This window comes from Polyangiaceae bacterium (assembly GCA_020633235.1).
GTDB lineage: Bacteria > Myxococcota_A > Polyangia > Polyangiales > Polyangiaceae > JACKEA01.
In genome coordinates this window covers 209,282-234,901 of sequence record JACKEA010000009.1, presented here as the reverse complement: position 1 = coordinate 234,901, position 25,620 = coordinate 209,282, and the positions used below count along the sequence as shown (strand labels likewise).

Genomic DNA, 25,620 nt, shown 5'->3' with positions numbered 1-25,620 from the left:
GTAAGGGTGAAGGGCTTGAGCGTCGCGGGTCCGTCTGCCACGCTCGGAGTGGATTGACCGGTCTATCGCACGACCTTGCGCCGGGAACGTTGCTCGGCCGCTACGAGATCCTCGCGCCCATCGCGGACGGCGGGATGGCGCGCGTGTGGGCCGCTCGGCTGACGGGCTCTCGCGGCTTCAAGAAGACCGTTGCCATCAAGACCCAGAGCCCCCTCGTCTCCGACGACGTGCGCTTCGAGGCCATGTTCTTGGACGAGGCGCGCATTGCGTCGCGGATTCGTCACGGCAACGTGGTGACGATCCTGGATCTGGGGGAGGAGCGCGAGCTGCTCTATCTGGTGATGGAGTACGTGGACGGTGAGCCGCTGCAGGTCCTGCGGCGCGCCGCGGCCCCCCGCGGCGGCATGCCCTTGCACCTGTCGCTGAAGATCGTCGCAGACATCGCTCGCGGGCTGCACGCGGCCCACGAGCTCAGCGCGGAAGATGGCACGCCCATCGGTTTGGTGCATCGCGACGTGTCGCCCCAGAACGTCCTCGTCTCCTACAGCGGCGCCGTGAAGGTGACGGACTTCGGCATCGCCAAGGCCGCGGGCCGCGTATCGCAGACGACGGACCGTACGCTCAAGGGCAAGCCGGCGTACATGGCGCCGGAGCAGCTCGATGGCGCTCAGGTCGACCGCCGTGCGGACGTCTTCGCCCTTGGCATCGTGCTGTATCAGCTCACTTGTGGCGTTCATCCGTTCCGCGGCGAGAACGACCTCGCGACGGTGAAGAACATCTTGTCCCAGCGGCCCGTACAGCGACCGCGGGACGTGAGCCCCGCCGTGGATGCTCGCCTGGAAGAGGTGATCCTGACCGCCATCGAGCGCGATCCGGCGCGGCGATTCCAGTCGGCGGCGGCGCTGGAGCAGGCGCTCGACGCGCTGTCTCGTCGTCCCGCCAAGGACGAAGAGCTGGGCGCGCTGATGGAGACGTTGCTCGGCGACAAGGGGCGAGAGCGCCGCCAGCAGCTGGAGCAGGCCATGGTGGAGGCGGACGTGCGGGCGCGACTATCGCCGCCCCGCTCGAGCGCGACGCCGGTGTCCACCAACGTGCCACCGCTTTCGGCGAGCGTGCCGGGAGATCGAACCAGTCAGCTCCCGAGCGCGCCTGGCTCCGACATCGGCACGCAGGTCGGGTACGCGTCGCACGCGCCGGAGCCTCACCCGCGGCGGCCCCTGGCCGCCTTCGCCGTTTTTGGCCTGGCATTGCTGCTCGGGGCGGGCGTCGGAGCCTGGGCGCTCACGCAGCGATCGACGCCGAACGCTCCCACCGCGCCGAGCGGAGCGCGCGCTCCCGAGGCGCCGCCCAAGGTCGTCGTCGCTCCGCTGCCCGCCGAGTCCGCCCCCGCGCCGCCCTCGGATTCCGAAGCGAGGGCGCCCCACGTCGTCGCCGTCGCGCCGCATCGCGCCGCCGTACCTGTGGCGCCCGCGCCGGCGCCGAGCCCTTCAGCGAGCGTCGCGCCGCCGCCGGTCAGCGCCGAGCACGCCAAGCCCAAGCCGCCGCCGAGCCGCCCTCCCGTTCCCGTGATGGAACCCGGGTTCTGAACGGGAGGTTCCGCGGCGGACCGACAAACATCAGCAGCTGTTGAGACAGCCGCTGCTTCCGTTGCAGGACTGACACGAGTACCAGTCGCAGGTGGTGGCGTTGCAGAACTGCCACTTGTCGGTGCCACAGCACTGGAAGTTGGTCCCGGATTCGTACAAGCACTTGGCGCCGCCCTTGAGCTGACATGCGCTCCAGGTGCAGTCGTTCTTGCAGACCTTTTCCTGGCACGGATCGCTGCAGCCGCCGGTGGTGGCGCCCGGCTCGCAGGCGCCTTGGCCGACGCATTGGTCGGGGCCCCAGGCGCCGCTCTGGTCGCAGGTCTGTTGCATCGTTCCGCACTTGGCGCAGGTGCCGGTGTCTTGCGTCTGTCCAGGGCTGCAGGCCGTGGTGCCGCCGCCGCCCGCGGCGCCGGCCATGCCCGCGATGCCGGCCATGCCGGCCATGCCGGCGACGCCGCTCTCGCCGCCCGCGCCGGAGCTACCGCCGGCGGAAGCCTCACTACCGGCGTCGATGTCGATGTCGTTGGTGGCAATGAAGGTGTCGTCGGAGCAACCCGCGGTGAGCACGACAAACAGGGCGAGGAGGTTCTTGTTCCACATGTTCAACACCCGCATCCGGAGCATGCCTGGCACGGAAACCACTGGCAGCTCGAGCTACAGAACTGCCACTTGCCGGCGGCGCAACATTGCCACGTCGTGCCTGCATTATAGTTGCACTGGCTGCCGCTCTTGAGCTGACAACTGCTCCAAGTGCAGTTCGACGTGCACACTTGCTGCGAGCAGCCGTCGCAGCTGCCGGCCTTGGTTTGGCCCGGCGTACAAACCCCCTGGCCGGAACAGGCGCTCCAGCCGCCCCAACTGCAGTTGTTTTGGCAGGTTCGGGACTGGGAGCCACAGGCACCGCAACCTTGGGTTTGCACCTGGCCGGGGGAGCACACCCCTCCCGAGCCGGAGCAGGCGCTCCACTGACCCCACGTGCAGTTCGACTGACAAGTGCGGGTTTGGGTCCCACCACAGCTGCCGCAGCCCTGGGACTCTTGATCGCCCGCGTTGCAGGTGCCTTGGTTCACGCAGATGGGCGTGCCCCAGACTCCCGCGGACGAGCAGGTCTGCTGGGACGTGCCGCACAAGAAGCAGGTGCCCAAGTTCTTGAGGTCGCCCGGCGTGCAGGCGCCCGTGGCCGCGTCCTGCTGACTGCCGGCGCTGCCACCGAGCCCCGGGAATCCCGAGGTGCCGCCGCCGTTGCCGCCCCAGGAGCCGTCCTCGATGATGACGGAGCTGTCACCGCCGGCGTCCTGGCCCCCCGTGCCGGGGTCAGGCCGGCCGTCCTCCACCTCGTCGGTGGCCACCGCGCAGGCGCCTGCGGCGAGCAGAGCGACACCCAGAGCGAGACTGCGGACAGGCCAAGCCACGTCGATATTCTACCGATATTTCGCCGGTTCCGCTCGTCCGGCGAAATAAGGGCGAAGGCTCCGGCGAAGAAATCAGCAGACCAGGCGCCACCTCGGCGGCCCGACGGAGGTTTCCATGACTCGCTTCGCCCCTTTCGCGCTCCTCGCCCTGACGACCGGCTGCTCGCCCGCGTCGCGTCACCTGTTCCACGGAGCCGGCGACGCCGTCTCCCGCATGCTGCTGCTGTTCGTGCTCGGCACCGTGCTGGTGGCGCTGGTCACGGCGCGGATGGAGAAGCTCGAGCTCGAGGTGGCGGCGCGCCCGATGCACAGCTTCGCCGTGGGCCTGGTAGGGATGCTGGTGACCGCGGCGGGCTTGGTGATCTTGTGCGTGACCGTCGTCGGCATTCCCGTGGCGGCGATCGCCGCCATGGTCCTGATCCTCGCCGGCTATTCCGGCGTGTGCGCGGTGTTGGTGACCGTCGGCGGAGCGTTGATCCGCCATCGCACCGACAACCCCTACCTACACCTGGCGCTCGGCTGCGTGCTGCTGCTGGTGGTCGGCGCGATCCCGTGGATCGGCGATGCACTGGTCCTGATCGTCGCGCTGACCGGCTTTGGCGCGGTGCTCAGCACGCGCTTCGCCGGGCTCCTGCCCATGGGCGTGAGCTTCAGCCGTGCAGCATCTTGAACGCGTGCGTCCAGCCGCCGCTCTTGGCGCCGTGGAGCACCCAAATCATGCACAGGGACTCCAGGTAGCGTGAGCTTTCGATGCCGCCCGCGTCCAGCGTTTCCCAGCCGAACTCCCCGAGCAGCGTGCTCACCTGCGCCTTGGCGCCGTCGTCGTTCCCCGCGATGAACATGGTGGGCGGGCCCCCGGGGAGCTTCGGCTGGAACATGAGGGAGTTGCCCACGCTGTTGAAGGCCTTGACCACCTTGGCCTCGGGTGCGAGGCGCTGCACCTGCTCGCCGCCGGAGTCCGTGTGGCCGAGGGCCAGCGTGGGCGGGAAGCCCTTGGACATGTCGAGTGGGTTGGTGGCGTCGATCAAGATCTTGCCGGCAAGGTTCTTCGGCCCGGCGGCTTCCAGCACCGCAGGGTTCGCGGCGCCCAGGGTGCACAGCACCACGAGCTCCGCCCATTCCGCCACACTTGCGAAGGTGCCGGTGGAAGCCTTGGCCCCCGCATCCTTTGCCCAGGACGAAGCCTTGTCGTTGCTCGCGCTGCGCGATCCCATCTTCACTTCGTGGCCCAGCGCGACAAAGCCATTGCCCAGCGCTCGACCCACGTCCCCGGTGCCCAGAATACCAACGCGCATCGTGACCTCCTCTTGGGTGCGGATTCATGTGGCAACGCTCCGGCGAGCGCAAGGGTGATTTGCCTGGTCAAGCTCGGCGAGTCGTGGAACGCCGAAGGGTATGGATGTCGTCAAGCATTGGCTCTTGGAACCCACCGTCGTGAAGATCCTCACCGCCGTCGTGGCCGTGATCGTCGTGCGAGTGGTGGCTGGTCTGGTGCTGCGGGGCTTGGTGCGGCGCATCAAGGACAACACGGGGCGCTATCACGCTCGCAAGCTGGTCATCTTCGCGAGCTACCTGGTGCTTGCGCTGGCGCTCACGGTGATTTTCTCGGATCGCCTCGGCAGTCTGACCGTTGCCTTCGGCGTGGCCGGCGCGGGGATCGCGTTCGCGTTGCAGGAGGTGATTGCCAGCGTTGCCGGCTGGGTCGCGGTGATGTTCGGAAACTTCTATCGCATCGGGGATCGCGTGCAGCTCGGCGGCATCAAAGGTGACGTAATAGACGTGGGGGTGCTCCGGACCACACTGATGGAGGTGGGCGAGTGGGTGCAGGGCGACCTGTACAACGGGCGCATCGTGCGGGTGGCGAACAGCTTCGTGTTCAAGGAGCCGGTGTTCAACTACACGGCGGACTTCCCGTTCTTGTGGGACGAGATAAGACTGCCGGTTCGTTACGGCAGCGACCACCGGGAAGCCCGCGCGCTGCTCGAGCGCATCGCCAAGGACCAGCTCTCGGAGTACGCCGCCGGCGCCAAGGAAACCTGGAAACACCTGGTGGGGCGCTACGCCATCGAGGACGCGCGGGTGGAGCCGATGGTGACGATGATCGCGAACGACAACTGGATCGAGCTGACGCTGCGCTACGCGGTAGACACCAAGCGTCGGCGAGCGACCAAGGACGAGCTGTTCATGGCCATTTTGGACGCGGTGAAGGCCACGGACGGAAGGGTGCAGTTGGCGTCGGCGACCTTCGAGCTGGTGGGCGCCCCGGCGCTGGAGGTTCGCCTTCCGGCGGCATGACCCTCGACGCGGGCGTCACGGCCTCGTAACGTAGTTGCCATGCGGAGGATGCTCTTGGGGTTGGGGGTGGCGCTCGTGCTCGTGGGCTGCGGCGGCGACGACGGGGACGGCGGCGCCCCCGCGACCGGTGGGGCCGATGCGGGGCTCGGAGGTTCGGCGGGCAGCAGCACCGGCGGCAGCGCGGGTGGCGGCGGGCAGAGTGGCAGTGGCGGGAGCGGCGGCGGGCAGGCCGGTAGCGGCGGACAAGCCGGCGCGGCGGGCAGCGGCGGCAGCGGTGGCGTGACACCCCCGCCCTACGACGTGAACGCGTCCAAGCGCCAGGGGTGTCAGTTCGGCTCGGGGCTTTTGACCACGGAAACGGTGGGACCCAACGTCCCCCATGGCGACGCGCTGCCCTTCGATCACGTGGTGGTCTTGATGCTCGAGAATCGCAGCTTCGATCACTACTTTTCGGAGCTGCCCAAAGCGGGCGTCACCGACGTGGACGTGGCCACGGACCAAGACTTCAACGTGGACCCCACGAATCAGCAGAAGATCTTCCGCTACCACGAGACGCGCTACTGCATCGAGGACACCAACCACGAGTGGGACGGGTCTCACGAGCAGTACGGCGACGGCAAGATGGACGGCTTCGTTGCCAGCAACAACCCCGGGGGCGCCCGCGCGATGGGCTACTACACGGAGCAGGACCTGCCCTTCTACTACTGGATGGCGAAGACCTTCTCCATCAGCGACCGCCATTTCTGCTCGCTGCTCGGTCCCACCTGGCCGAACCGCTTCTTCTTCTACGGGGCAACGGCCTGGGGCAACACCAAGACGGAAGAGATCAATCCCATCACCGCGGACACCTTCAAGACCGCGACGAAGATCACCGATCAGATGGTGAACGCCGGGAAGACCTGGAGGATCTATCGGGATGGCCTGGTGTCCTTCGCTACGGTGTGGGGCCTCACGACGGAGAACATCGGCGTGCCGCTCACCCAGCTCGCCACGGACGTCCAGAACGACACCCTGCCGGACCTGGTGATCATCGATCCGAATTTCACGGGTGCGGGCCAGAACGACGAGCATCCGCCCAGTAACATCCAGCTGGGCCAGAAGCTCACTTCCAACGTGTACGCCACCCTCACGTCGAACCCAGCCGTGTGGCAGAAGACCGTGTTCATCGTCACCTACGACGAGCACGGCGGCTACTACGATCACGTGCCTCCGCCGCCCGCCTGCCAGCCCGACAACCTGCTGCCGCCCACCGGCAAGTACGATCGCCTGGGCTTCCGGGTGCCGCTCCTGGTGGCGTCGCCGTACGTGAAGAAGGGCTACGTGAGCCACTTCGTGACGGATCTGACGAGCGTGACGCGATTCATCCAGAACCGCTTCGACCTGCCCAGCATGACGGTGCGAGACTCCAACGCCTGGCCGATGCTCGACATGTTCGACTTCGGCAATCCGCCGTTCGCGACCCCGCCCGGAGGCGCGCCGTCGGCGGATCCGGATCCCGCCGGCGTGCAGTGGTGCGCGAACAACCCGCCCGGTACCGGCAAGCCCTGAGGTGGATCGCTCGCCCTCCCGGGTGCACCGGGCGCTGATCGACGCCGCCGAGCGCCGGCTCCGCTTCCGCGCGGGTGACGTCTCGGCGTGGCAGCAGGAGCTCCGGGCGGAGCTCTCGCGTTCGACCGGGCTCTCCGCGATGCCGGCGCCCGGCCCGCTGCGTCCGGAGCTTCTGTGGCGCCGGGGTGGAGTGGAAAAGCTCTCGTTCTGGGCGGAGCCCCACGCCAACGTCCCCGCCTACCTGATGCTGCCCGAGGGCACGCCGCCGTTTCCGGTGATGATCTGCCTGCAAGGGCACTCGAGCGGGATGCACAACTCCGTGGCGCTGGACTTCGACGACGAGACGCGGAGCATCGAGGTGGAAGGCGGACGGGACTTCGCGCGGCAGTGCGTGGCCCACGGCTTCGCGGCGCTGTGCATCGAGCAGCGGGCCTTCGGCGAGCGGCGGGAAGCCGCGCAGGAGCGGGTGAACCTGTACAACCCCTGTCACGACGCGGCGATGCACGCGCTGGCCCTCGGCCGCACGCTGCTCGGGGAGCGGGTGTACGACGTGGCTCGCGCGCTGGATCTGATCGCGACGCGGCCCGAGCTCGACGCCGCACGCGTGGGCGTGATGGGCAACTCCGGCGGGGGGACCGTCGCGATTTGGGCGGCCGCGTTGCTCCCGCGCATCGCCTTCGCGATGCCGTCGTGCGCGCTGTGCAGCTTCCGGCATTCGCTCATGAGCGTGTACCACTGCACCGACAACTACGTGCCTGGGATCCTGAACCTGGCCGAGATGGCCGACGTCGCCGGGCTCATCGCGCCGCGGCCGCTCGTGGCCGTCACGGGAGCCGAGGACCCGTTGTTCCCGCTGGCGGGGGTGCGCGAGTGTTTCGACGAGGTCCGCGAGGTGTACCGCGCGCTGGGGGCGGAAGAGCGCGTGGAGCTGGTAGTGGGACCCGAAGGCCACCGCTTCTATCCAGAGCTCGGCTGGCCTCGGGCGGTGGCGCTCTTCACTCGCTGAGCTGCCCCGCGAGGCGGAGCGGATTTCTGGCGGGCAGGCCGCTGTCGGTGTCTTTGCCGCAGTAGGGCGTCAGGGAGCCCACGACGTAGGGGTTTTCGCCATCCCGCTCCAGCGCCAGCGCCAACGTGAGCGGCTCGCTGCCGCAGGGCCCGTCCGTCACGGCACTCACGGCGAAGAGCGCCGTGTACAGCGTGATGCCGGCTTCCGGGAAATGCTCCACTCGTCCCTTGCCGGAGATGCTCTCTCCGGCGGGCAAGACGCCCCAGCTGGCGTCTATCTTCAAGGTCGTTTCCACGGCATCGCCGCGCAGGGATAGCTGAACCTCCGCGCTGTTACGGATGTCCACGTCGAGCGTTCCCGAGAGCACCTTCGGCTTTTGCTGCGGCATGGACTCCTCGCCGTCGGAGCACGCCACCACCCCAAGGGCCACGACCAAAAGCAGCTTCTTCATCGCGTCACCTTCCGTACGGCGTTGATGCGTCGAGCCAAGTCCACGGCTTCTTGCGGGCTGCCTTCGAACACGTGGAACACCCAAGTTGGTGTGTCGTGGTCCGCCAGCGTCTGATCTGCGAAGGCGATGTCCCCGGAGTCTCGCGTGATCTTGGCCGCCAAGTGCACTCGAGACATGTCCTTGATCAGGAACAGATTGGGACCCAGGCTGATGAGCCCGATCGGAAGCGCGAGATAGAAGGCGTCGAAGGTGAAATCGCTGCGCTTGTAGCTGACCGGCGCCGTATCCGCCAAGGCGCGGGTGACTACGAACTCGTCCGTGAGCTCCCCCGGGAAGCTCACGGAAACCTCGTTGGTCAATCCCTCACCGAAGTGGACGCTGACGCGGTGGTGCCCTGCTGCAATTTGCTCCCAGCTCACGTCCGCGCTGCGATCGCCCGCCGTGACGCCGAGCTCGAAGGGAGCGCTGGTCGGTTCTCCGACCAAGGGGTCGTCGCTGGCGCCGGAGGTCATGGTCTCGGCGCCGGGATCGATGGTCACCGCCGTCGCCTTCATGGCGGCCTTGGCTTCGTTGATCACGCTGCGCGCGATCCGCAGGGCCTCGGTGGCGTGGGACAGTCCGTACTCGGTCTCGCCGCGGTACGGGTTGATGCCGCTGGCGTCCGTCACTTCCGAAAGGAACAGATAGCGCCAGGCGGAGTCGAGACGATTGCGGACGTCGATGCCGCTCACCTTCGCGGCGGTCTCGGCGGCCGCGAGCTCGCGGTGGGCGAGAGCGCCGAGGGAGCGCACGTGGTTGTCGCGCTCGCCCGGCCAGATCCCCTTGGCCCCCAGCCACTTGAACACGGCTGTCGTGCTCTTGGGCTGCCAGGTGCCGTCCAACAGCGGGGGCGGCGCCACGGGCGTGACTTGGCCCTTCACCGCCTCCACGTACTTGTCCACCGTCGTGATCTGGTAGCCCTGGGCTTCCAGCGCCAAGAGCTCGTCTTCCTTTTGCTTCACCACGTCCGGCTTGGTCTTGAACACGTCCGCCAAGTACGGGTTCAGGTCTCCGGTGGCGAACAGCTCGCCGTCGTCCATGAAGCTCCACTGAACCTCGACGTCCGTGGTGCTCACGCCCTTGCCGCCGGCGATCATGTAGCCGTCACCGAACTGGTACAGCGGCGCGGCGTCGAAGTCGCCGTGCTGAAAGCTGTACAGGTTCTTGGGCCACACCATGTTGCGATAGCCGACCTCCGCGAAGCGCTGAGCCATCGCTTCGCCGGACTGCCCTTCCTGGCAGAACACCGTGCGCGAGAGCGGAATGTCGTACTTGGCGAAGGTGGCTGCCGTCAGCGCCTGGGAGCGCTGCCAGTCTTCCTCCGGATAGCCGATGAAGAGCTGGTCCGAGTAGTGAAAGCTCACCACCTCGATCTGGCCGGACTTTGCCAGCTTGCGGAGCTTCTCCAGCACCGCGGGATGCCGCGCCGCGAGCACGTCCAAAAAGTACCCCTGGAGCTCGATGTCCGTGCCCCACGTCGGGTGCTTCTCGTACAGATCCAGCACCGGCGCGAAGCTCTGGGTGACGATCAGATCTTCGATCACGTCGTTGTCGAGATCGAGCGCCGGGTCCGGAAGGAAGGAGAAACCGACCAGACCACCGGCCACGTACTGGATGTTGAAGTGAAAGACGGAGAGGACGAACTTGTCCGCTCGCGCGTACGCCGGCGAAAGCAACAACGCCAACGCGGCGGCAAGGGCAGCGACGACTCGCATGACGCGAGTTTCCGAGACCGTTCGCGCCAGGTCAACGTCGCGCTGCGTCAGCGGTTCCCGGAGATTGTCCGTATGGCGATGTAGGCGACCACGGCGATCACTGCCGCAGCGGGAATGGTGAAGATCCATGCCCACACGATGCGCCCGGCGACGCCCCAGCGCACCGCGCTCAGCCTCCGTTCCGCGGTGCCGACCCCGACGATCGAGCCCGTGATGGTGTGGGTCGTCGAGACGGGGACTCCCAGGAATGTGGCCATCGCCAGGGTGATGGCGCCGGACGTTTCGGCGCAGAAGCCGCCGGGCGGCTTCAGTTTGGTGATCTTCATGCCCATCGTCTTCACGATGCGCCAACCGCCGGAAAGGGTGCCGAGGCCCATCGCGGCATGGCACAAGAGCACGACCCAGATCTGGGGCTCGGGGTGCTTCGTCGACTGCTGCAGACCGGCGGAGATCAGCAACAACGTGATGATTCCCATGGTCTTTTGAGCGTCGTTACCGCCGTGGCCCAGGGAGTACAGCGCCGCGGATAGCAGCTGTCCTCTCCGGAAGCCCTTGTCGACGCGTCCGGGCCGCATGTGACCGAACACCTTGCGCACGAGCTTGGTCAACGCGAACGCGATGATCATGCCGAGCGTGGGCGCAATCACGATGAAGGCGATGGTCTTGCCGAAGACCTTCGCGTCCAGCACCGAAAGCGAAGGCGAATGCGCGAGAGCAGCTCCGGCAAACGCCCCCATCAGCGCATGGGACGACGACGACGGCAGGCCCCACCACCACGTGATCAAGTTCCAGGAAATGGCGCCGAGCAGCGTGGCGAGGATCACGTTGTAGCTCACCGCGCTGAGCGCCACGCCCTTGGCGATCGAAGCGGAAACGTGGCTCGGGTACACCAAGAACGCGATGAAGTTGAAGGCCGCCGCCCACACCACCGCCGCACGCGGGGAAAGCACCCGAGTGGAGACAACGGTGGCGATGGAGTTCGCCGCGTCGTGAAATCCGTTGATGAAGTCGAAGATCAGCGCCACGGCGATGATCGCGACTAGATACGGCTCCATCAGGAATGCTCCAGCACGATTCCTTCGATGATGTTGGCGACGTCTTCCGCGCGATCCGTCGCCGTCTCCATGGATTCCAAGATATCCCGCCACTTCATCACTTCCAGCGGGTCTGCCCGTTCCTTGAACAGGCGGGCAATGCCCTTGCGGAAGATCCCGTCGGCTTCGTGCTCGTGTCGGTTGATGGATTGACACAGCTCCAGGAGCGGATCGGGGTCCTTGATGTTCTTGAGGCCGGCGACGGCCTTGGCGATGTCCGCGTTGCAGGCGGCGACGGATTCGAGCAGCTCCATCGCCTCCGGCCTGACTTCTCGGATTTCGTACAGTGCGATCTTGTCGCCGGCGGCATCCACGAAATCCAGGACGTCGTCCAAGCTGGTGATCAGCGCGTGGATCTCCTCGCGATCGAGGGGCGTGATCCAGGTCTGATGCAACGCTTGAACGACGTCGTGGGTCACCTTGTCCGCCTCGTGCTCCAAGCGCTTGATCCGCTCTGCGAGCTCGACCGCGCGGCTCGGCTCTCGGAGGGCATCCCCCAGCACTTTCGTAGCCTCGATGGTCTTGTCGGACAGCGAGATGAAGGCGTCCCAGAAAACCGCGTCCCGCGTCAGCGCCATGGATGGCTCCTTTCGGCTGCGCGGAGGAGAGCAGGGGACGGCGAGCGGGTCAAAGCATTTGCGCCAGGAATTTGTTATGGCTCGTGCGTGCGAACATTCGCCACGCTGGCGTTGCTTTCCGTCACGGGGCTGGGGTGCCGCGACAAGGCAGCACCACCGCCCCCGAGCACGGCAGCGCCTCTGGCCAGCAGCGCTACCACCGTGGAAGAGCTGACGGTGCGTCACAAGAGCGTGTCCAATCGGCACTACTTGCTGCTGTCACAGCGCTCTCCCTCGATGGAGCTTCGCCTGAAGCGGCCCAACCGTTTCGATCCCAAGCTGCTCTTGTGCGTTCCGGGCACCTACACGAGCCCCGAAGGGCAGGTGGAGGGCGCCGTCATCGAGAGCGGCAAGATCGTCCGCGACCAGGCCATGCCTTGGGAGGGTCTTCTGTCGGTCCGCCGCGGAACCCCCACGGTGAGCTGGCAGAAGCAGCGTCTCGGAAAAGAAGCGCTACAGCGCTTCGCCCAGGGGGGTGGCTCCCTGCTCCAGGGCCACCTACTGGTCGGGGAAGGGAAGCCACGGCCGCTCAAACCGAGCCCGCTCCTCGAGCGACGCGCGCTGTTTATCGGAGCCTCGGGCAGCTTCGCCGTGGTGGAGAGCGAAGGGCCCGTCGAGCTCGGGGTCTTCGCCCAGGATCTGGTCGCCCTGGGCGCCCGCGCGGCCATGAACCTGGACATGGGGCGCTGGAGCGAGGGATTTTACCGTGTGCGCAAGGGGAGTGAGCCGGTGACGCTGGGCAAGGACTTCCGCTCGACGGCCAAGCAGACGAACTGGCTCGTGTTGGTGGCGCAATGAAGATCGGCGTCATGGGAGCCGGGGCCATCGGCTGCTTCGTCGGAGGCAAGCTGATGACGGTGGGCGCAGACGTCACCTTCGTGGGACGCCCGCGCGTGCAGCAGGACCTTTCACACGGCCTCACTCTCACGGAGCTGCCGCGGCGTGGACGGGCCGTGCCGGAGCAGCGCTTGGAGACTCCGAAGGTCGAGACCCGCGTGGAGGCCTTGGCGGACGCGGACATGGTGCTCGTCGCCGTGAAGAGCGGGCAGACCTCCGACGTCGGGGCAGAGCTCGACGGCGTTCTTCCAGAACACACCTTGGTGGTGAGTCTGCAGAACGGTCTGCACAACGCCGACAAGCTGCGCGCGGTGATGCCCCGCCGCCAGGTCCTCGCCGCCATCGTCGGGTTCAACGTGGTGTGGCCGGCGGAGGCCACCCTGCGCCGCGCGACGTCCGGCCCATTGGTTTTCGAGAGCACCTCGGACGAGCGCCTCGCGACGTTGGTGCGGTTGCTCGAGAAAGCGGGGCTGGAAGTGGAGACCAGCGACGAGATCCGCCCGGTGCAGTGGTCCAAGCTGGTCATCAACCTCAACAACGCCATCAGCGCGCTGACCGACGTGCCCACCACGGAGTTGGTGTTCGAGGCCCGCTATCGGCGCATCCTCAAAGCGGTGATGGCCGAGGCCCTCGGCGTGCTGCGCGCGGCCGGCGTTCGGACCGCTCGCTTGGGGCCTTTGCCGCCGGCGCTTTTCCCCACGTTGCTCTCACTTCCGAGCTGGCTCCTCCGCCGCATGATGTCGATCCAGATGGACATCGATCCCGAGGCGCGGTCCTCCATGTGGGAAGATCTCGAGCGGCGCCGTCTCACGGAAGTCGACGAGCTCAACGGAGAGATCGTGAAGCTCGCAGAGGAGCGGGGTCTCCGTGCTCCGCTGAACGCGCGCATCGTCGAGCTCGTGCATCAGGCCGAACAGAAAGCTAGCGGCTCGCCCAAGCTCGGCGCCGATGAGCTCTGGGCTCGACTGAGTCACTGATCGCGCTTCGTCTCGAGCTCCTCCCAACGTGCCGTTAGCCGTTCCACCTCGACCCGGGCGGCGTCGAGCTCCGCGGTCAAACGAGCCGCATCTCCGCCGCCCGCCGCGTAGGTGTTGGGATCCGATAGCGCTTCGGACAGCTCCACCACTCGCGCTTCGGCCGCTTCGATGACTTCCATGATGCCATCGAGCTCCTTCGCTTCAGTGTGGGAGAGCCCTTTCTTCTTGCTCGTCGGGCGGCGCCGTTCGGCCTTGGCTTCCGCCTCTGCCGGCGCCTTCTTGTCGCGATTCGCTTCCTCTCGGAGGCGGCGGAAGGTCGTGTAGTTGCCGGGGTAGTGCACCACCTTGCCGTCCCCCTCGAAGGCCAAGATGGACGTCGCCACGCGGTCCAGGAAATAGCGATCGTGGGTCACGACCACGGCCGTGACGCCGGAGTCGATCAGCATGCCCTCCACGGCGGCCAGCGTCTCCACGTCGAGATCGTTGGTGGGCTCGTCCAGGATGACCAGGTTGGCGCTCTGGCGCAGCAGCCGGGCCAGAGCCACACGTGCGCGCTCCCCTCCGGAGAGCGACGCCACCGGCTGGCGCTGTTTCCCGGAGTCGAGACCGAAACGCTCCATGAAGGAGCGCGGCTCCACGACCTCGCCGGCGATCTCGATGCGGGATTGATCACCCACCACGTTCTCGAACACGGACTTGTCGTCTTCCAGGCCGCTTCGGCCTTGGTCGAAGTACGCCACGCGCGTGTTCTGCCCCAGCACGACCGAGCCCGCGGCCGGCTCGATCTCCCCGAGCAGGGTGCGGAGCAGCGTGGTCTTCCCGCTGCCGTTCGGCCCCAACACACCCACCCGCTCTCCCGCAGTGAGAAACAACGTGAGGCCGTTCACCAGGCGCTGCTCGCGCATGCGTACCTCGACGTCGCGGAGCTCCAGGATCGTCTTCCCGGCGCGCGATACCGACAGCTCGAAGCTCGGCGCGCGGTCCGTCTTCGGGCCCTGTACCGACAGCGCGGCTTCCGCGCGTTCGACGCGCGCCTTCTGCTTCGTGGTGCGCGCCTTGGGCTGGCGGCGGAGCCACTCGAGCTCTCGTCGCAGGAAGTTCTGCCGATTGGCTTCGGTGCGTGCAGCGTGCGCCAGGCGCTCCGCCTTCTGCTCGAGGTACATCTCGTACCCGCCGGCGTAGGCGTGGGCTTCGCCGCCTGCGACCTCCACGGTGCGTTGGGCCACGCGGTCGAGCAGATAGCGATCGTGGGTCACGAGCAGCACTGCGCCTGGGTGCTCGTTCACCAGATACTGCTCGAGCCACTCCACGGTGTCGGCATCCAGGTGGTTCGTGGGCTCGTCCAACACCGCGAGATCCGGTCGCGCCACGAGGATGGTCGCCAACGCCACGCGCCGCTGCTCGCCGCCGCTCAGTGTCGAGATGCGCGCGTCCGTGCGCCGAACGCCGAGATGGTCGAGCATGGAAGCGATACGGTGGCTCTGCTCGAAGCCACCCAGGCGCTCGACCTCGTCCGCCGCGGCCGCCTGCTCCCCGAGCAGGGCGTCCTGCTCGCCGTCTCCCCGAGCCAGCCGCTCGCTGAACTCGGCGTGCCGCTCGAGGGCATGCGTCCACGCGCCCAGGCCCTGCGCCACGGCTTCGGTGGCCGTCGGATCCCCGTCGAACCGGGGAACCTGAGACAAGTAACGCACCGTCGCTCCGCGGCGTCGGGTGACCGTCCCCGAGTCCGCCGTGTCCACGCCAGCGACGATCCGCGCGAGCGTCGTCTTGCCCGCGCCGTTCTTTCCGACCATGCCCACTCGCTCGCCCGTGGCGATGGTCAGGTCCGCCGAGCGCACCACGACGTGGGCTCCGAAGGCCTTGTGGATCGCTGCGACCGTGACGACGGGCATGGCGGCTGACTTTGACCCCAAGCCGCCCCCGAGGCCAAGAGCATTACGACCCAATCCAAGATGCCGTAAGGTTCGCCGGATGGACTCCGTGGAGACGCTGATCGTCGGTGCCGGTATCACCGGATTGGCCACCGCTGCCGAGCTATCCGACCACGACACCCTGATCCTGGAAGCCGACGCGCAGATCGGGGGCTACTGCAAGACGATCCAGAAGGCCGGCTTCACCTGGGACTATTCCGGGCACTTCTTCCATTTCAAGCACCCGGAGATCGAGAGCTGGCTGCGAGCGCGCATGGGCGACCAGAAGGTGCGCGTCGTGGAGAAGCGGTCCTTCATCTCCTATGCCGGTGCGCTCGTGGATTTTCCGTTTCAGAAGAACATCCATCAGCTGCCGAAGCAGGAGCTGATCGACTGTCTCCACGACCTCTACTTCGCGCGTGCGCCCGCAGACCTCACCGGAAGGCCACCGCCTCCGGCGCCCGGTAACTTCAAGGAGATGCTGTATGCGAGATTTGGTCGGTCCATCGCGGAAAAGTTCCTGATCCCGTACAACGAAAAGCTGTACGCCTGTGATCTCGGCACCCTCGACGAAGACGCCATGGGTCGCTTCTTCCCCCACGCGGATCTCACCGACGTGATCGCCAACATGAAGCGACCGGACAACTCGAGCTACAACTCCACCTTCACGTATCCCGAAGGCGGCGCCTTCGAGTACGTCAAGGCCATCGCCAGTGCCGTGCGGCTCGACGCCATCGCCCTTTCCGAGCCCCTGCTGTCGGTGGACGCCAAGGCGCGGGTGGCACGCACCCCGCGGCGGGAGATCCGCTATCGGCGACTGGTGTCCTCCGCGCCGCTGCCTCGCCTCCTAGCGCTCGCCGGCATCGAGCACGATGCCAGCGTTTTCGGATGGAACAAGGTGCTGGTGTTCAACCTGGGCTTCGACCGAAAGGGCTCGAAGGACGCCCACTGGATCTACTTTCCCGATCGCTCGCTCTCGTTCTACCGCGTCGGCTTCTACGACAACATCTTCGATTCGGATCGCATGAGCTTGTACGTGGAGCTCGGCTTCGACAAGGATGAGCAGCTGGATGCCGAAGCGTTGCTTCCCAAAGTGCTCGCAGATCTCGAGCGCGCCGGCGTGACGGCCGGCCATCGGCTCGTGGCGCACCACTCCGTGGTCATGGATCCCGCCTACGTACATGTCACCGGACGCTCGAACGCGCTGCGCGACGGGCTTCGCGACGAGCTGGCATCCATGGGCATCTACTCCATCGGCCGTTACGGCGGCTGGACCTACTGTTCCATCGAGGACAACATCGTGGAAGCGCGAGCCCTGGTGCGGTCCTTCGACTGACATGTTGCCGGAGCTGCTCCAAAAGGCTCCGCCGCGCAGCGGAGTGGAGTCCTTGCTTTCGGCCACCAAGGCGCGCGTGTACCAGACCGCGCGCATCGTGGTGGCGCTGTGCTTTGGGCCCTTCGCGCTGCTGGTGCTGATCGTGGCGGCGCAGGGAGCGTGGGGCGCCTTTCCGATGGCGGGACTCGGGATCCTGGCCGTGTCCGTTCTGATCGGCGGGCCGCTGCTCTGGTACGTGACCCAGGATCTCCGCTGGGCACGCAAGCTCCTGACGGACGGCGCTGTCGTGGAAGGCACGGTGGTGGAGACCGGCGCTCACCCGAGCGGGCAGCAAACCGTCACCGTGGAGTACGTGGTGGGCACCCAGCCCCGGCGGCTTCGATTCCGTGTGCCGATCTCCAAGGCCGAGCTGGTCGTCGTGTCGGAGCGCGGCGTCCCCGTCGTGCATGCCCCGGCGGATCCCGACGCTGCCGGCATCGTGTTGGATGGCGTCGGCCTGGTGACCACGCGTTAGCGCCGGCCCCAGCTCAGGATCGCGCGGGTCTTCACGAAGCGCGCCGTGATGCCGAGCAGGCCCGGGCTTTCCGCCAGGTGTTCCAAGATCTTCAAGGCATCCGCCACGGTCCAGCGATCCGCCGGAAGCGCGAGCGCTTCACAGGCGCGATCGACGGCCGCCTGGACCGGGGCCTCGCCGACCGCGCTCGCCAGCATTCCCACGAGCTCGTCTCGACGAACCATGGGACGGCTGGGGTGCACGCTCATCATGGCTCGGCGGGGAAAGCCAGCACCACCGTGGTGGTGTTGTGGAATCCGGAAAGGTCACCCTGCCCGAGAGCGATCTCGCCGTAGGTCTCGAAGCCGGCGAGGGGAACGCTTCCGAGCTCTTCCGACATCCCCCGCACGGCGGCGGAAAAGTCGTCTTGCAGGATCAGATTGCGACAAATGCAGTCGAACACAACGGCGCCGGCCACGGGGGCGCCGTCCAAGCTCTCGCGAGCGCGCCGGGCGGCCAGACGGGCGCTCCGGAGCTGTGCTTCCGCCGTGCTGCGGGTGATCACCAATTCGGCGCCCTGGTGAATGCCGCAGGCAAAGGAGAGCGAGCCGTCGTCGCCTCGCGACAGCGGCGCGCGGATGGTGTGCTCCCGCCCGGTGGCGAGCCCTGCCTCGTAGCGAAGTAAGTAGCCACCCACCGCGTCCGCCGGCAACGCTTCGGGGTCGATGCCATCCGCCAGCGCCGCCGCGCGGGTCTGCTCCACCCACACTTCCCACGCGGGTCGGTCGTCGATCTCGAACACCACGTTACCGTCCGCCTTCGTCACGCGTAGGGGAGCGGACAGCGGGGTGTGTCCGTGGCCCACACCGATCCCCAGGCGTTGCTTGCTGAACAGCACCGCCATCACCACCGCATCGCTCGCGGCCTGCGCGCCGAGCGCGACCTGAGTGGATGCCATCGCCAGATCGTCTCCGGCAGCTCCCCCCACCAGCGGGACGTTGGGACCGAGCTCCGTGGCGGCCAAAAGCGTCGCTTCCTCACCGCGTCCAGTGAGGGGATCGAGGAGCATCACCGCGGTGCGGTGTGGAAACCCCTCTACCGTCTCCGGCACTCCCGAAAGCGCTTGGCGCACTGCCGTTTCGGGAGAAGTGGACAGCCCGGTGCCGATGCCCGCGAAGACGCGAAGGTCACCCGAAACGGCGAGGCCAGAGAGGGCGCCCTTCGCGTCACCCTGCTCCGTCAGCTCCCCCGCGGTGGTGGCTCCCAGGCAGATCGCGTCGGGAAATCGTCGCGCCGTGGACTCCATCACCGCGGCCAGGGAGTGGACCGGGGAAGCAAACACCAGCACCAGGGCGGGTGCGGGATTGGACTGCAGCTTGTCGAGGTGACGCGGGACGGACTCCTGCGTCTCCCCGGGGGTCAGCGCGCTGAGCACGCAAAGTCCCATGGAACCTCCTCCGATCTGAGAAGTGAGTGGTCCCTGGAGCGCGAGTTTCTCACGCCGTGGGCGAATTCATTCAGGGTGCGTAGATGCGACCCGGTGCTCCGTTCAAACCGTCTTGGGTGTGACAGCTGTTGCAGTCCCCGGTGGGCACCGGAGCCTTCATGGCCCTTTCCTGGCCGTTGGCCATCACCTTTGCAGTGAACGGCGGGGCGAGCTGACCCTGAAACGCGTTGTACATGAAATTGCCGGCGCTGTTCGTGGTCATGGTCACGGTCTTGTTCTGCGAGTCCGTGACCTCCACGGTGATGTTGGGAGCGCCATTGCAGTCGTCCGGCTCTCGGGGCGAGGGGTACACCGTGCCGGCGATGAGCAGCGCGGGAACCTCGTTTCCAAAGCTCTTGCTGTGGCAGTCGATGCAGGCGACGCCAGGATGCATCTTTTGAGAGCCGTGGTTGCCCAGCAGCCACTGCGTCCCACTGGTGCACACCAGCGGGTACTGTGTGGTTCCGGCGTCGTCCGGAGTGGTGCCGCAGGTGCCCGGCGGCATTCCCGCGTTGATCCAGCTCTCGAGGGCGGCGATCTGCGGAGCGGGCAGCATGCCGGTGGGCGGCATGGGAGAAGCGGCGTCCTTCATCCGGGCCAGGGCGACCTGAGCCACGGTCGACCCCTTGTACGGGGCGGTGAGGTCCGCATAGCTGAGCATGGAGATGGGCACGCCCTGGAGCGGCGGGTTCGAGTGGCAGGTCACGCAGTAGTCGCTCATCAGCTGCGCCACGTCGCAGGGCAGGTCCCCCGCCACCGTGGTGTTGGTGCCCGCGCTACCCCCGCCCCCTCCACTGCCGTTGCCGCCGCCGGAGCCCGTGGCGCTGTTGCTGGAGGAGGAGCAGGCAGCCGCGACGGCCGCGCTGCCCAAGCAAAGAACGAGGAGCCACGAAGGAAAGCGCTTGATCATGTTTTCACCCGGTGAGTGTCCGTTCCGTCAGTACCGGAACGGCCCGTTAGCAGGCAGGCAAAAGGAGTCCTGCACTCCGCAAGAATCGCTCAGCGGGGGATGTTCTGAGTGGCGCAGCCGAAGAGCACGTTGATCTTGGCCGTGGTGACGGCGGTGATCTTGCTGCAGGTCGCCGGGCAGGCCTTCACGCTCGTGGGGAAGTTGTTGTCGTTGTAGTACCAGCCGCCCAAAGTCGGGTCGCAGGAGCTCGCGCCGTCCACGTGGTAGATGGTCTCCTGGGTGCCCTGGACCTGGTTGATGAACTCCACGTTCACCTTGGTCGGGTCCAGCTTCTGTCCGGCGGGTGGCGCCGGGATCTGCCACTCGCAGGTGAGCGGCTGCGCGCCTTGGATGATCTTGGTGGCGAGCTCGTTGAAGACGGTCTGGAACGTCTGGGCGCACAGGGCGGCGTTGGTGCAGTTGCAGATGTCCCCGTGGACGCCGCCGGTCTTGTTCACGATCGCCTTCCACACCTGGCCCACCGCGGCGGCATTCGGGCACTGGGTGAAGGAGTACACGGCAGAGAGCTTCCAGTTCGGCTGCCCGCCGTTCGACAGCATCGGATCCAAGTTGGTGAAGTCCTGGATGAACTTGTCGGGGTTGTTGTCGTAGGGGCCCGGATCTCCGGTGCCGCCGGAGCCGGTTCCGGTGCGGGAGTCGTCGTCCGTCACGACCACCACGTACTTGAGCGCGCCGGGGCGCAGCATCTGCTTGTACTCGGGAAAGCGTTCGACCAGCTGCCGGGCCGCGTCCACGCTGTCGATGAAGGCGTTTGGATGGTGGAAGAAATGCGGCAGGTTGGTGTCCGAGCCGTTGGGCGGACACTGCCCCGAGCCAAGCGGCCCTGGGACGCAGATGCCCGGTAGGATCAAGAACTGGTAGCCCGCCAGCATCACCACGTGCACGTCGATGCCGCTGGCGACGATCTGCTGGCTGAAGGCGTTGATGTTCTGCTGAACCGCGGCGGCTTCCTCGAGCATGCTGCCGGAAGTGTCCACGGCCCAGATGATGTCCGCGGGCTCGTACAGCTGCTTGGCTTCTTGGGTGAAGCTCTGGCACGCGGCGTCTCCGGGATCCGTGGTGCCTCCGGTCCCGCCGGTGCTGCCGGAATCCAGATCCAGCCCGCCACCTCCGCCGGTTGCGCCGCCCCCCGTGTTGCCGGTGTTGCCGGTGTTGCCGCTGCCGCTGCTGCCGCCGCCGCCGCTGCCGCCCTTCGGATCATCGCCACCACCGGCCGCGGAGCACGCAGCTGCGAGCCCGACGGCGAAGACGATGGAGCCCAGTGTCTTCAAGTGTGCCAAGGAATCCATGGTGCGCCGGAGAGCGCACCCGTGCAAGGCGTGCGCCAGCGCACCGCGCGATGAAATTCAGGGGTTTGCCGCAAAAATCCGCCGTGGTCGTCCCGCGCGTCCGGACACTGTCCGGCGAGTGTCCAGACGCGTCTCAGCCGGCACCGGCCGAGGCGCTGGCGGAGGCGCTCGCCTTCACGGACACGTTGATGCTCACCGCAGCGTCAGCCTGCGCCTTGAGCGACGCCGCGACGCAGGCGCCCGCCTTCAACGCCGCCGCGCCGCCACCGCTGACCACGGCCTTCGCCCCTTCCAAGGTGGCTTTCACCTGGCCGATGGCACGTTCGAGCTTGCCCTTGAGCCCCAGCGTCACTTTCAGGATCCCCGGGAGGTTCGCCTTGATGGCTGCCTTGAGCTTGGCTGCCGCTCCAGCGTCGGCCGCGCCGGCGATGCTCACCCGCGCCTGCGCCGGAACGCACTCCACCTTGGCGCTCAGCTGCGCATCGCAGCTCGCCTTGCAGTCGGCGCTCATCTTGGGCGGCTTCACCTCGCCGCTGCACTTCGGCTCTTCGAGCTCCACGCTGCAGCCGCCGGAGCACTCGCCGCTGCAGTCGGCCTTGCCCTTCATGGTGCACTGAGCGCTGCACTCTCCCTTGCAGGTGCCCGCGCAGCTGCCTTCGCCCGAGCCCTTGCACTTGCCGTCGCAAGTCCCGGAGCACTCGCCGCCGCTCATGGCCGCGCCGTCGCACTTGCCGTCACACTTGCCGTCGCACTTGCCGCTGAACGATGCCGAGCACTCGCCTTCGCAGGTGGCGCTGCAGCTCCCTTCGCAGGAAGCGCCAGCCTCCACCGTGCAGGAGCCCTTGCACTTGCCGCTGCACTTTCCGCTGATCTCTCCACCCTCGCAGGTGACCTTGGCCGAACCGGGTTCCACCTTGGCGTCGCACTTCGCGGCGCAGTCCGCCATGGCGTTCATGGATGCCGAGCACTTCGGCGGGATCACCTTCACCTGCAGCGTGCCCTTGGCCTTGGCTTTCACGTCGCCAAGGGCCTTCACCGCGGCCTGGCAGGCGGCTTCGGCCTTCTTGCCGGGGCCGTCTTCCTTGGGCTCGATGTCGTCGCTCGAGGCGCCAAGGTCTTTGGCCAGGTTGCCGCAGGCCGTCGCCACGTCTGCCTCGACCTCTGCCGCCAACCCTTGCAGCGCTGCGCCTGCTGCCAGCGCCGCCTTCACCTTGCCCTCCACTTCGCCCTTCAGGCCGAAGTTCGCGTCCATCGCCGCTTCCGCCGTGCTCGGGCAGTCCCCACCTCCGGGGAACTTCGACAGGGCTCCGCAATCCACCAGCGCGGGCACCAGCAACAACAGCAACGGAACACCCAAACGGAGGACGGTCTTCATCGTGGTTCCGAGAGTACCGACAGCCGCCGTTCCTCGCACCTTTTTCATCCAGGGGCATTTGGGGGTTTTCACGGCGCGGAACCTCGCGCCCGGCGCGATGGCGTAAGCTGGACGCATGGCACGAACGGCGCTGCTGCTCTTCGGGGTCGTCGCGCTCGCCTGCAGTCGGGAGCGCGCGCCGGACGCTCGCGTTACGGCGCCCCCCAGCGCCGCCCCTTCGACGCTCGCGGCGCCGCCCGCTTCGAGCCCCAAGGTTTCCCAGGTTGCCGCCGACGGCTGCAGCGGTCGCGAGCCGCACGACTGCGCCCGCACCAAAGGCTGCATCCTGGAGCAACCCACCTACAGCGCGCTCGAGTGTCGCCCTGCCGAGAACGACTGCGAGCGCGCGGTACGCCATGCGGATCTGATCGGCAGCGACGCCGACCCCGCCGTCACGGTGGCAGCGATTCACGCGGCCGAGGCAGCTTGTCGTGCAACGGCGGGGTGCGTCGTCACCAGTGGGCATTGCTCCTGCCCGTGCGCCCTGCTCGGTCACTGCGACTGCGCGTGCGGGGGTAGCTACCTGCGCCGCTGCACCACCGAAGCCGACAAGAGCGTCTTCGACGGACGGCCGCCCTCCGAAGGCCGGCCCGGCCCCCTCGGCGCCCTGGGCAGCGCACTGGTGAAGGTGCGCCGAGCCCGAGGACACTTCGTGGTGGACCCGCTACCCCCCGCCCAGTCGTTGGTCGGCAAGCGACGGCACGAGATCGAGGGCTACCTCGGCAGCGCCCATGTCTGCCGCGACACCACGACGGCACCGTGCACGGCCAAAGGGCAGGCGTTCTATTCCTTTTACCGGCCGCCACCAGGGGCACGGGGAGGGGGGCCGGAGCTGCTCCTGACCTACGACGACAAGGGTATGTGCCGAACAGCGGCGTTCGTTCACACGCGCTGAGCGTTGTTCAATCGAGCGCAACAGTCCGTTGCTCTTTCCGGTGGTTGTCGCGAGGGCTCCCCGGCGGAATGCAGTGAGCCATGAAGCTTTCGACGATTGCCACGGTTTTGGCCCTCTCAGTTGCGGTTTCGGCCTGCGACGACAAGAAGGAAACCCCCAAGAGCGAGCCGACGTCCGCTCAGGAGCCGGTGAAGAAGGCGGACACACCGCCGGCACCCACGGCGGCGCAAGAACCAGGTGCCGCGCCCAAGCTGGCGGATGCCAAGGGCAGCTACGAGCTCGACCCCGCTCACTCCACCATCGTGTTCTCGGCGAAGCATGCCGGCTTCTCTTGGACCTACGGCATGTTCACCAAGGTCACCGGCAAGATGAACCTGGCAGACGAGCCCGACAAGAGCTCGGTCGAGATCGAGGCGGACGCAGGGAGCGTGTTCACCGCCGTCAAGAAGCGGGACGACCACCTCAAGGGCGGCGACTTCTTGAACGCGACGCAGTTCCCGAAGATCACCTTCAAGAGCACGAAGATCGAGGCCGCCGGCGACGGCAAGTACAAGGTGACCGGCGATCTCACGCTCCATGGTGTGACCAAGCCCGTCACGGTGGAGATGACGCACGTGGGCGCCGGAGAGTTCCCCGTGGACAAGTCCTTCCGCACCGGCTTCGAGGGCAGCTTCACGATCAAGCGCTCGGACTTCGACATGAAGAACATGCTCGCCGCCGCCAGCGACGAGCTGCGCCTCACCGTCGCCGTCGAAGGCGTTCGGAAATAAGTCCGTGACCCCCGTGGCGCTCGCCTGGGTGGTGGCCCCGAGCATCGTAGCCTTCGTCCTGCTGCTCGGAGCCCGACCTCGGCGGGCGGGGGAGGGGAAGGCGCTGCCCCTCGCTCTGGCGCTGGCCTACGTCGTGGGTCACTTCGGACTGAGCGGCGTGGATTGGGCGCCCACGGACGTGACGCAGTGGATGCCGCACTTGGCCGCCGTGGGCCTCGTGTGGGCACTGCTCGCTCCCCGCGGGCGTTGGCTCGTCGCCATCGTGGCGTCGGCGGTCGCAGCCTGGATCGTCCTGCGACCGCTCGCCGCGCGCCTTTCGGCGTGGGAGCTGTCGGGCGCGCTCGTGCTCGCCGCTGCGGCCCTCGTCACCCTGAGCCAGGTGCTCCGCTTCGCCCTCGCGGGCCAACGCCCTGCCTCCGCCGCCTTCGCCGTCACTCTGGCGGGCAGCGTGATTGCCGCAGCGTGCGCGGCGTCGGGAACGTTGGTCGTCGGGGAGTTCGGCGGCATGGTCGCCGCGGCGTGCGGCGGCTTGGGCGTCGCCGCACTCTTGTCCCGACGCGCCATGCGGTTCGAGACCGTAGCCCCGGTGCTCGCGACTCTGCTGTGGGGCGTGATCGCGCTCACGTTCGTGTATGCAGAAATGCGCGGACCCGTGCTCGGCATTCTGTCGCTCGTGCCGCTGGCACTGGCGCTGCCGAAGGCCGCCCGGCTCCGCCGGCGGCTGCCGCTGCAGCTCGTGGGAACCGCGCTGCTCGGTGCTGTTGCACTCTGGCGCGCCTTGGTGCCCCTCACACCGAGCGTGGCTCCGGCCACCTCCAGCGACGAAGCATCCGACATCGACTACGGCTATCAGTAGCCGTCGATGGACAGCCGCCGCTCCGATGCGCATGCTGATGCCGTGCCTTGGGAGCTCCGGTTGGCCGCGGCAGGTGTGGTCTTCGCCCTCGCCGAGCAGGTCAACGCCTGGTTCTGGCGCAAGTACCCCGTGGGCGAGGTCGACGACGCTGCCAGCCTCGAGGAGAGGCAGCGGCACCTCCGGCGCCTCCAGCTCGGTAACGCGATGGCGAGCCTGCCCGGTCCGCTCTTGCGCGTCGTGCTCTTCGTTGGCGTCTGGTCGCTGCTTGCTTCGCATCGACCGGACGGCGCCTGGCTCGGCAACTTGGGCCAGCGCGCGCCGCTCACCGGTCTCGGCGTGGGGGTCCTGGTCGGTGTCGTCGGCCTGCTTCGTCTGAAGCAGAATCTCCGGCTGTGGCAGAGCCTTGCGCAGCGGGAGGCGTCCCCCGCGGCGGTACAGATGGCGCAACGGGCGGCACGCCGGGCCAAGAGCCTGTGGCTGCCGGTCTTCGTCGGCGTGCCGCTCCTGCTCGCGGTCGCGCCACAGGGCGTGGTGCTGTGGTACCTGCCAACGCAGATCGTCGCGTGGCTTGCGTGGGGGGCCGCGAGGTTCCGCGGCGGACCGACATCCAAATGAAAAGCGTGC

At 67.3% G+C, this 25,620-nt stretch carries 26 protein-coding genes; 13 read left to right on the top strand and 13 right to left on the bottom strand.

Features of this window, described 5'->3' with window-relative positions:
* The first annotated feature begins 53 nt into the window (after positions 1-53).
* On the top strand, positions 54-1,586 hold the full coding sequence (locus H6717_39055) for a protein kinase (protein MCB9583102.1): 1,533 nt from the start codon (positions 54-56) through the stop codon (positions 1,584-1,586).
* Positions 1,587-1,616: 30 nt separating this feature from the next.
* Here H6717_39055 and H6717_39050 read toward each other — a convergent pair whose 3' ends face one another.
* Together H6717_39050 and H6717_39045 are read right to left on the bottom strand one after the other, a co-directional pair.
* On the bottom strand, positions 1,617-2,210 hold the full coding sequence (locus tag H6717_39050; protein ID MCB9583101.1) for a hypothetical protein: 594 nt from the start codon (positions 2,208-2,210) through the stop codon (positions 1,617-1,619).
* Positions 2,189-2,998: a hypothetical protein gene (locus H6717_39045; GenBank protein ID MCB9583100.1), complete on the bottom strand. Its 810-nt coding sequence runs from the start codon at positions 2,996-2,998 to the stop codon at positions 2,189-2,191. Before H6717_39045 ends, H6717_39050 begins: the two co-directional genes overlap by 22 nt.
* Before the next feature lie 115 nt (positions 2,999-3,113).
* Between H6717_39045 and H6717_39040 the strand changes: the two genes are divergently transcribed.
* Positions 3,114-3,668 carry a hypothetical protein gene (locus H6717_39040; GenBank protein ID MCB9583099.1) on the top strand — a complete coding sequence of 185 codons (555 nt, stop codon included), beginning with the start codon at positions 3,114-3,116 and terminating at the stop codon, positions 3,666-3,668.
* Here the strand turns inward: H6717_39040 and H6717_39035 are convergent.
* Entirely contained in the window at positions 3,649-4,293 is a 645-nt protein-coding gene (locus H6717_39035) for an NAD(P)-binding domain-containing protein (protein ID MCB9583098.1), read from the bottom strand. The genes H6717_39040 and H6717_39035 overlap by 20 nt on opposite strands.
* A 100-nt stretch (positions 4,294-4,393) precedes the next feature.
* On the opposite strand from H6717_39035, the gene H6717_39030 reads away from it, so the two are divergent.
* The 3 genes from H6717_39030 to H6717_39020 are packed head-to-tail and all read left to right on the top strand — an operon-like array spanning position 4,394 to position 7,847.
* Positions 4,394-5,293 carry a mechanosensitive ion channel gene (locus H6717_39030; GenBank protein ID MCB9583097.1) on the top strand — a complete coding sequence of 300 codons (900 nt, stop codon included), beginning with the start codon at positions 4,394-4,396 and terminating at the stop codon, positions 5,291-5,293.
* A gap of 39 nt (positions 5,294-5,332) precedes the next feature.
* The gene (locus H6717_39025) at positions 5,333-6,841 is read left to right on the top strand and encodes a hypothetical protein (GenBank protein ID MCB9583096.1); all 1,509 of its coding nucleotides are present in this window, start codon (positions 5,333-5,335) and stop codon (positions 6,839-6,841) included.
* A gap of 1 nt (position 6,842) precedes the next feature.
* Positions 6,843-7,847 (top strand): acetylxylan esterase, encoded by a 1,005-nt coding sequence (locus H6717_39020; GenBank protein ID MCB9583095.1) that lies wholly within the window; start codon positions 6,843-6,845, stop codon positions 7,845-7,847.
* Here H6717_39020 and H6717_39015 read toward each other — a convergent pair.
* Genes H6717_39015 through H6717_39000 form a run of 4 tightly spaced genes read right to left on the bottom strand, consistent with a single transcriptional unit; the run spans position 7,837 to position 11,724 of the window.
* On the bottom strand, positions 7,837-8,298 hold the full coding sequence (locus H6717_39015) for a hypothetical protein (protein MCB9583094.1): 462 nt from the start codon (positions 8,296-8,298) through the stop codon (positions 7,837-7,839). The genes H6717_39020 and H6717_39015 overlap by 11 nt on opposite strands.
* The gene (locus tag H6717_39010) at positions 8,295-10,052 is read right to left on the bottom strand and encodes a hypothetical protein (protein ID MCB9583093.1); all 1,758 of its coding nucleotides are present in this window, start codon (positions 10,050-10,052) and stop codon (positions 8,295-8,297) included. Before H6717_39010 ends, H6717_39015 begins: the two co-directional genes overlap by 4 nt.
* A 47-nt stretch (positions 10,053-10,099) precedes the next feature.
* On the bottom strand, positions 10,100-11,107 hold the full coding sequence (locus tag H6717_39005) for an inorganic phosphate transporter (GenBank protein ID MCB9583092.1): 1,008 nt from the start codon (positions 11,105-11,107) through the stop codon (positions 10,100-10,102).
* Positions 11,107-11,724: a DUF47 domain-containing protein gene (locus tag H6717_39000; GenBank protein ID MCB9583091.1), complete on the bottom strand. Its 618-nt coding sequence runs from the start codon at positions 11,722-11,724 to the stop codon at positions 11,107-11,109. Before H6717_39000 ends, H6717_39005 begins: the two co-directional genes overlap by 1 nt.
* 87 nt (positions 11,725-11,811) lie before the next feature.
* On the opposite strand from H6717_39000, the gene H6717_38995 reads away from it, so the two are divergent.
* On the top strand, positions 11,812-12,561 hold the full coding sequence (locus H6717_38995) for a hypothetical protein (GenBank protein ID MCB9583090.1): 750 nt from the start codon (positions 11,812-11,814) through the stop codon (positions 12,559-12,561).
* Positions 12,558-13,577 (top strand): 2-dehydropantoate 2-reductase, encoded by a 1,020-nt coding sequence (locus H6717_38990; GenBank protein MCB9583089.1) that lies wholly within the window; start codon positions 12,558-12,560, stop codon positions 13,575-13,577. Before H6717_38995 ends, H6717_38990 begins: the two co-directional genes overlap by 4 nt.
* Here the strand turns inward: H6717_38990 and H6717_38985 are convergent.
* Positions 13,571-15,469 (bottom strand): ABC-F family ATP-binding cassette domain-containing protein, encoded by a 1,899-nt coding sequence (locus H6717_38985; protein MCB9583088.1) that lies wholly within the window; start codon positions 15,467-15,469, stop codon positions 13,571-13,573. The genes H6717_38990 and H6717_38985 overlap by 7 nt on opposite strands.
* Before the next feature lie 79 nt (positions 15,470-15,548).
* On the opposite strand from H6717_38985, the gene H6717_38980 reads away from it, so the two are divergent.
* Together H6717_38980 and H6717_38975 are read left to right on the top strand one after the other, a co-directional pair.
* Positions 15,549-16,823: an NAD(P)-binding protein gene (locus H6717_38980; protein ID MCB9583087.1), complete on the top strand. Its 1,275-nt coding sequence runs from the start codon at positions 15,549-15,551 to the stop codon at positions 16,821-16,823.
* A gap of 1 nt (position 16,824) precedes the next feature.
* On the top strand, positions 16,825-17,337 hold the full coding sequence (locus H6717_38975; protein MCB9583086.1) for a hypothetical protein: 513 nt from the start codon (positions 16,825-16,827) through the stop codon (positions 17,335-17,337).
* Here H6717_38975 and H6717_38970 read toward each other — a convergent pair.
* From H6717_38970 to H6717_38950, 5 genes are all read right to left on the bottom strand, one after another.
* Positions 17,334-17,561 carry a hypothetical protein gene (locus tag H6717_38970; protein ID MCB9583085.1) on the bottom strand — a complete coding sequence of 76 codons (228 nt, stop codon included), beginning with the start codon at positions 17,559-17,561 and terminating at the stop codon, positions 17,334-17,336. The genes H6717_38975 and H6717_38970 overlap by 4 nt on opposite strands.
* Before the next feature lie 23 nt (positions 17,562-17,584).
* Positions 17,585-18,763 carry an FIST C-terminal domain-containing protein gene (locus tag H6717_38965; protein MCB9583084.1) on the bottom strand — a complete coding sequence of 393 codons (1,179 nt, stop codon included), beginning with the start codon at positions 18,761-18,763 and terminating at the stop codon, positions 17,585-17,587.
* 70 nt (positions 18,764-18,833) lie between these two features.
* A complete protein-coding gene (locus H6717_38960) occupies positions 18,834-19,712 on the bottom strand; it encodes a hypothetical protein (protein ID MCB9583083.1) in 879 nt (292 codons plus the stop codon).
* Between the two features lie 89 nt (positions 19,713-19,801).
* Positions 19,802-21,061 (bottom strand): hypothetical protein, encoded by a 1,260-nt coding sequence (locus tag H6717_38955; GenBank protein ID MCB9583082.1) that lies wholly within the window; start codon positions 21,059-21,061, stop codon positions 19,802-19,804.
* 133 nt (positions 21,062-21,194) lie between these two features.
* Positions 21,195-22,436 carry a hypothetical protein gene (locus tag H6717_38950; GenBank protein ID MCB9583081.1) on the bottom strand — a complete coding sequence of 414 codons (1,242 nt, stop codon included), beginning with the start codon at positions 22,434-22,436 and terminating at the stop codon, positions 21,195-21,197.
* A 115-nt stretch (positions 22,437-22,551) separates the two neighbouring features.
* On the opposite strand from H6717_38950, the gene H6717_38945 reads away from it, so the two are divergent.
* The 4 genes from H6717_38945 (at position 22,552) to H6717_38930 (ending at position 25,611) form a co-directional block, all read left to right on the top strand.
* Positions 22,552-23,370, top strand: a complete 819-nt coding sequence (locus tag H6717_38945) for a hypothetical protein (GenBank protein MCB9583080.1) — start codon at positions 22,552-22,554, stop codon at positions 23,368-23,370.
* A gap of 80 nt (positions 23,371-23,450) precedes the next feature.
* The gene (locus tag H6717_38940) at positions 23,451-24,140 is read left to right on the top strand and encodes a YceI family protein (GenBank protein MCB9583079.1); all 690 of its coding nucleotides are present in this window, start codon (positions 23,451-23,453) and stop codon (positions 24,138-24,140) included.
* 4 nt (positions 24,141-24,144) lie between these two features.
* Positions 24,145-24,996, top strand: coding sequence for a hypothetical protein (locus H6717_38935; protein MCB9583078.1), 852 nt, complete (start codon positions 24,145-24,147; stop codon positions 24,994-24,996).
* 6 nt (positions 24,997-25,002) lie between these two features.
* Positions 25,003-25,611, top strand: coding sequence for a hypothetical protein (locus tag H6717_38930; GenBank protein MCB9583077.1), 609 nt, complete (start codon positions 25,003-25,005; stop codon positions 25,609-25,611).
* Positions 25,612-25,620: the final 9 nt, after the last annotated feature.

Bases quoted from the DNA above. Each gene is read 5' to 3' on its own strand.
- H6717_39050 (MCB9583101.1), bottom strand. From the start codon at position 2,210: ATGCTCCGGATGCGGGTGTTGAACATGTGGAACAAGAACCTCCTCGCC.
- H6717_39040 (MCB9583099.1), top strand. From the start codon at position 3,114: ATGACTCGCTTCGCCCCTTTCGCGCTCCTCGCCCTGACGACCGGCTGC.
- H6717_39035 (MCB9583098.1), bottom strand. From the start codon at position 4,293: ATGCGCGTTGGTATTCTGGGCACCGGGGACGTGGGTCGAGCGCTGGGC.
- H6717_39030 (MCB9583097.1), top strand. From the start codon at position 4,394: ATGGATGTCGTCAAGCATTGGCTCTTGGAACCCACCGTCGTGAAGATC.
- H6717_39025 (MCB9583096.1), top strand. From the start codon at position 5,333: ATGCGGAGGATGCTCTTGGGGTTGGGGGTGGCGCTCGTGCTCGTGGGC.
- H6717_39015 (MCB9583094.1), bottom strand. From the start codon at position 8,298: ATGAAGAAGCTGCTTTTGGTCGTGGCCCTTGGGGTGGTGGCGTGCTCC.
- H6717_39010 (MCB9583093.1), bottom strand. From the start codon at position 10,052: ATGCGAGTCGTCGCTGCCCTTGCCGCCGCGTTGGCGTTGTTGCTTTCG.
- H6717_39005 (MCB9583092.1), bottom strand. From the start codon at position 11,107: ATGGAGCCGTATCTAGTCGCGATCATCGCCGTGGCGCTGATCTTCGAC.
- H6717_39000 (MCB9583091.1), bottom strand. From the start codon at position 11,724: ATGGCGCTGACGCGGGACGCGGTTTTCTGGGACGCCTTCATCTCGCTG.
- H6717_38990 (MCB9583089.1), top strand. From the start codon at position 12,558: ATGAAGATCGGCGTCATGGGAGCCGGGGCCATCGGCTGCTTCGTCGGA.
- H6717_38985 (MCB9583088.1), bottom strand. From the start codon at position 15,469: ATGCCCGTCGTCACGGTCGCAGCGATCCACAAGGCCTTCGGAGCCCAC.
- H6717_38980 (MCB9583087.1), top strand. From the start codon at position 15,549: ATGGACTCCGTGGAGACGCTGATCGTCGGTGCCGGTATCACCGGATTG.
- H6717_38975 (MCB9583086.1), top strand. From the start codon at position 16,825: ATGTTGCCGGAGCTGCTCCAAAAGGCTCCGCCGCGCAGCGGAGTGGAG.
- H6717_38970 (MCB9583085.1), bottom strand. From the start codon at position 17,561: ATGGTTCGTCGAGACGAGCTCGTGGGAATGCTGGCGAGCGCGGTCGGC.
- H6717_38965 (MCB9583084.1), bottom strand. From the start codon at position 18,763: ATGGGACTTTGCGTGCTCAGCGCGCTGACCCCCGGGGAGACGCAGGAG.
- H6717_38960 (MCB9583083.1), bottom strand. From the start codon at position 19,712: ATGATCAAGCGCTTTCCTTCGTGGCTCCTCGTTCTTTGCTTGGGCAGC.
- H6717_38955 (MCB9583082.1), bottom strand. From the start codon at position 21,061: ATGGATTCCTTGGCACACTTGAAGACACTGGGCTCCATCGTCTTCGCC.
- H6717_38950 (MCB9583081.1), bottom strand. From the start codon at position 22,436: ATGAAGACCGTCCTCCGTTTGGGTGTTCCGTTGCTGTTGTTGCTGGTG.
- H6717_38945 (MCB9583080.1), top strand. From the start codon at position 22,552: ATGGCACGAACGGCGCTGCTGCTCTTCGGGGTCGTCGCGCTCGCCTGC.
- H6717_38940 (MCB9583079.1), top strand. From the start codon at position 23,451: ATGAAGCTTTCGACGATTGCCACGGTTTTGGCCCTCTCAGTTGCGGTT.
- H6717_38930 (MCB9583077.1), top strand. From the start codon at position 25,003: ATGGACAGCCGCCGCTCCGATGCGCATGCTGATGCCGTGCCTTGGGAG.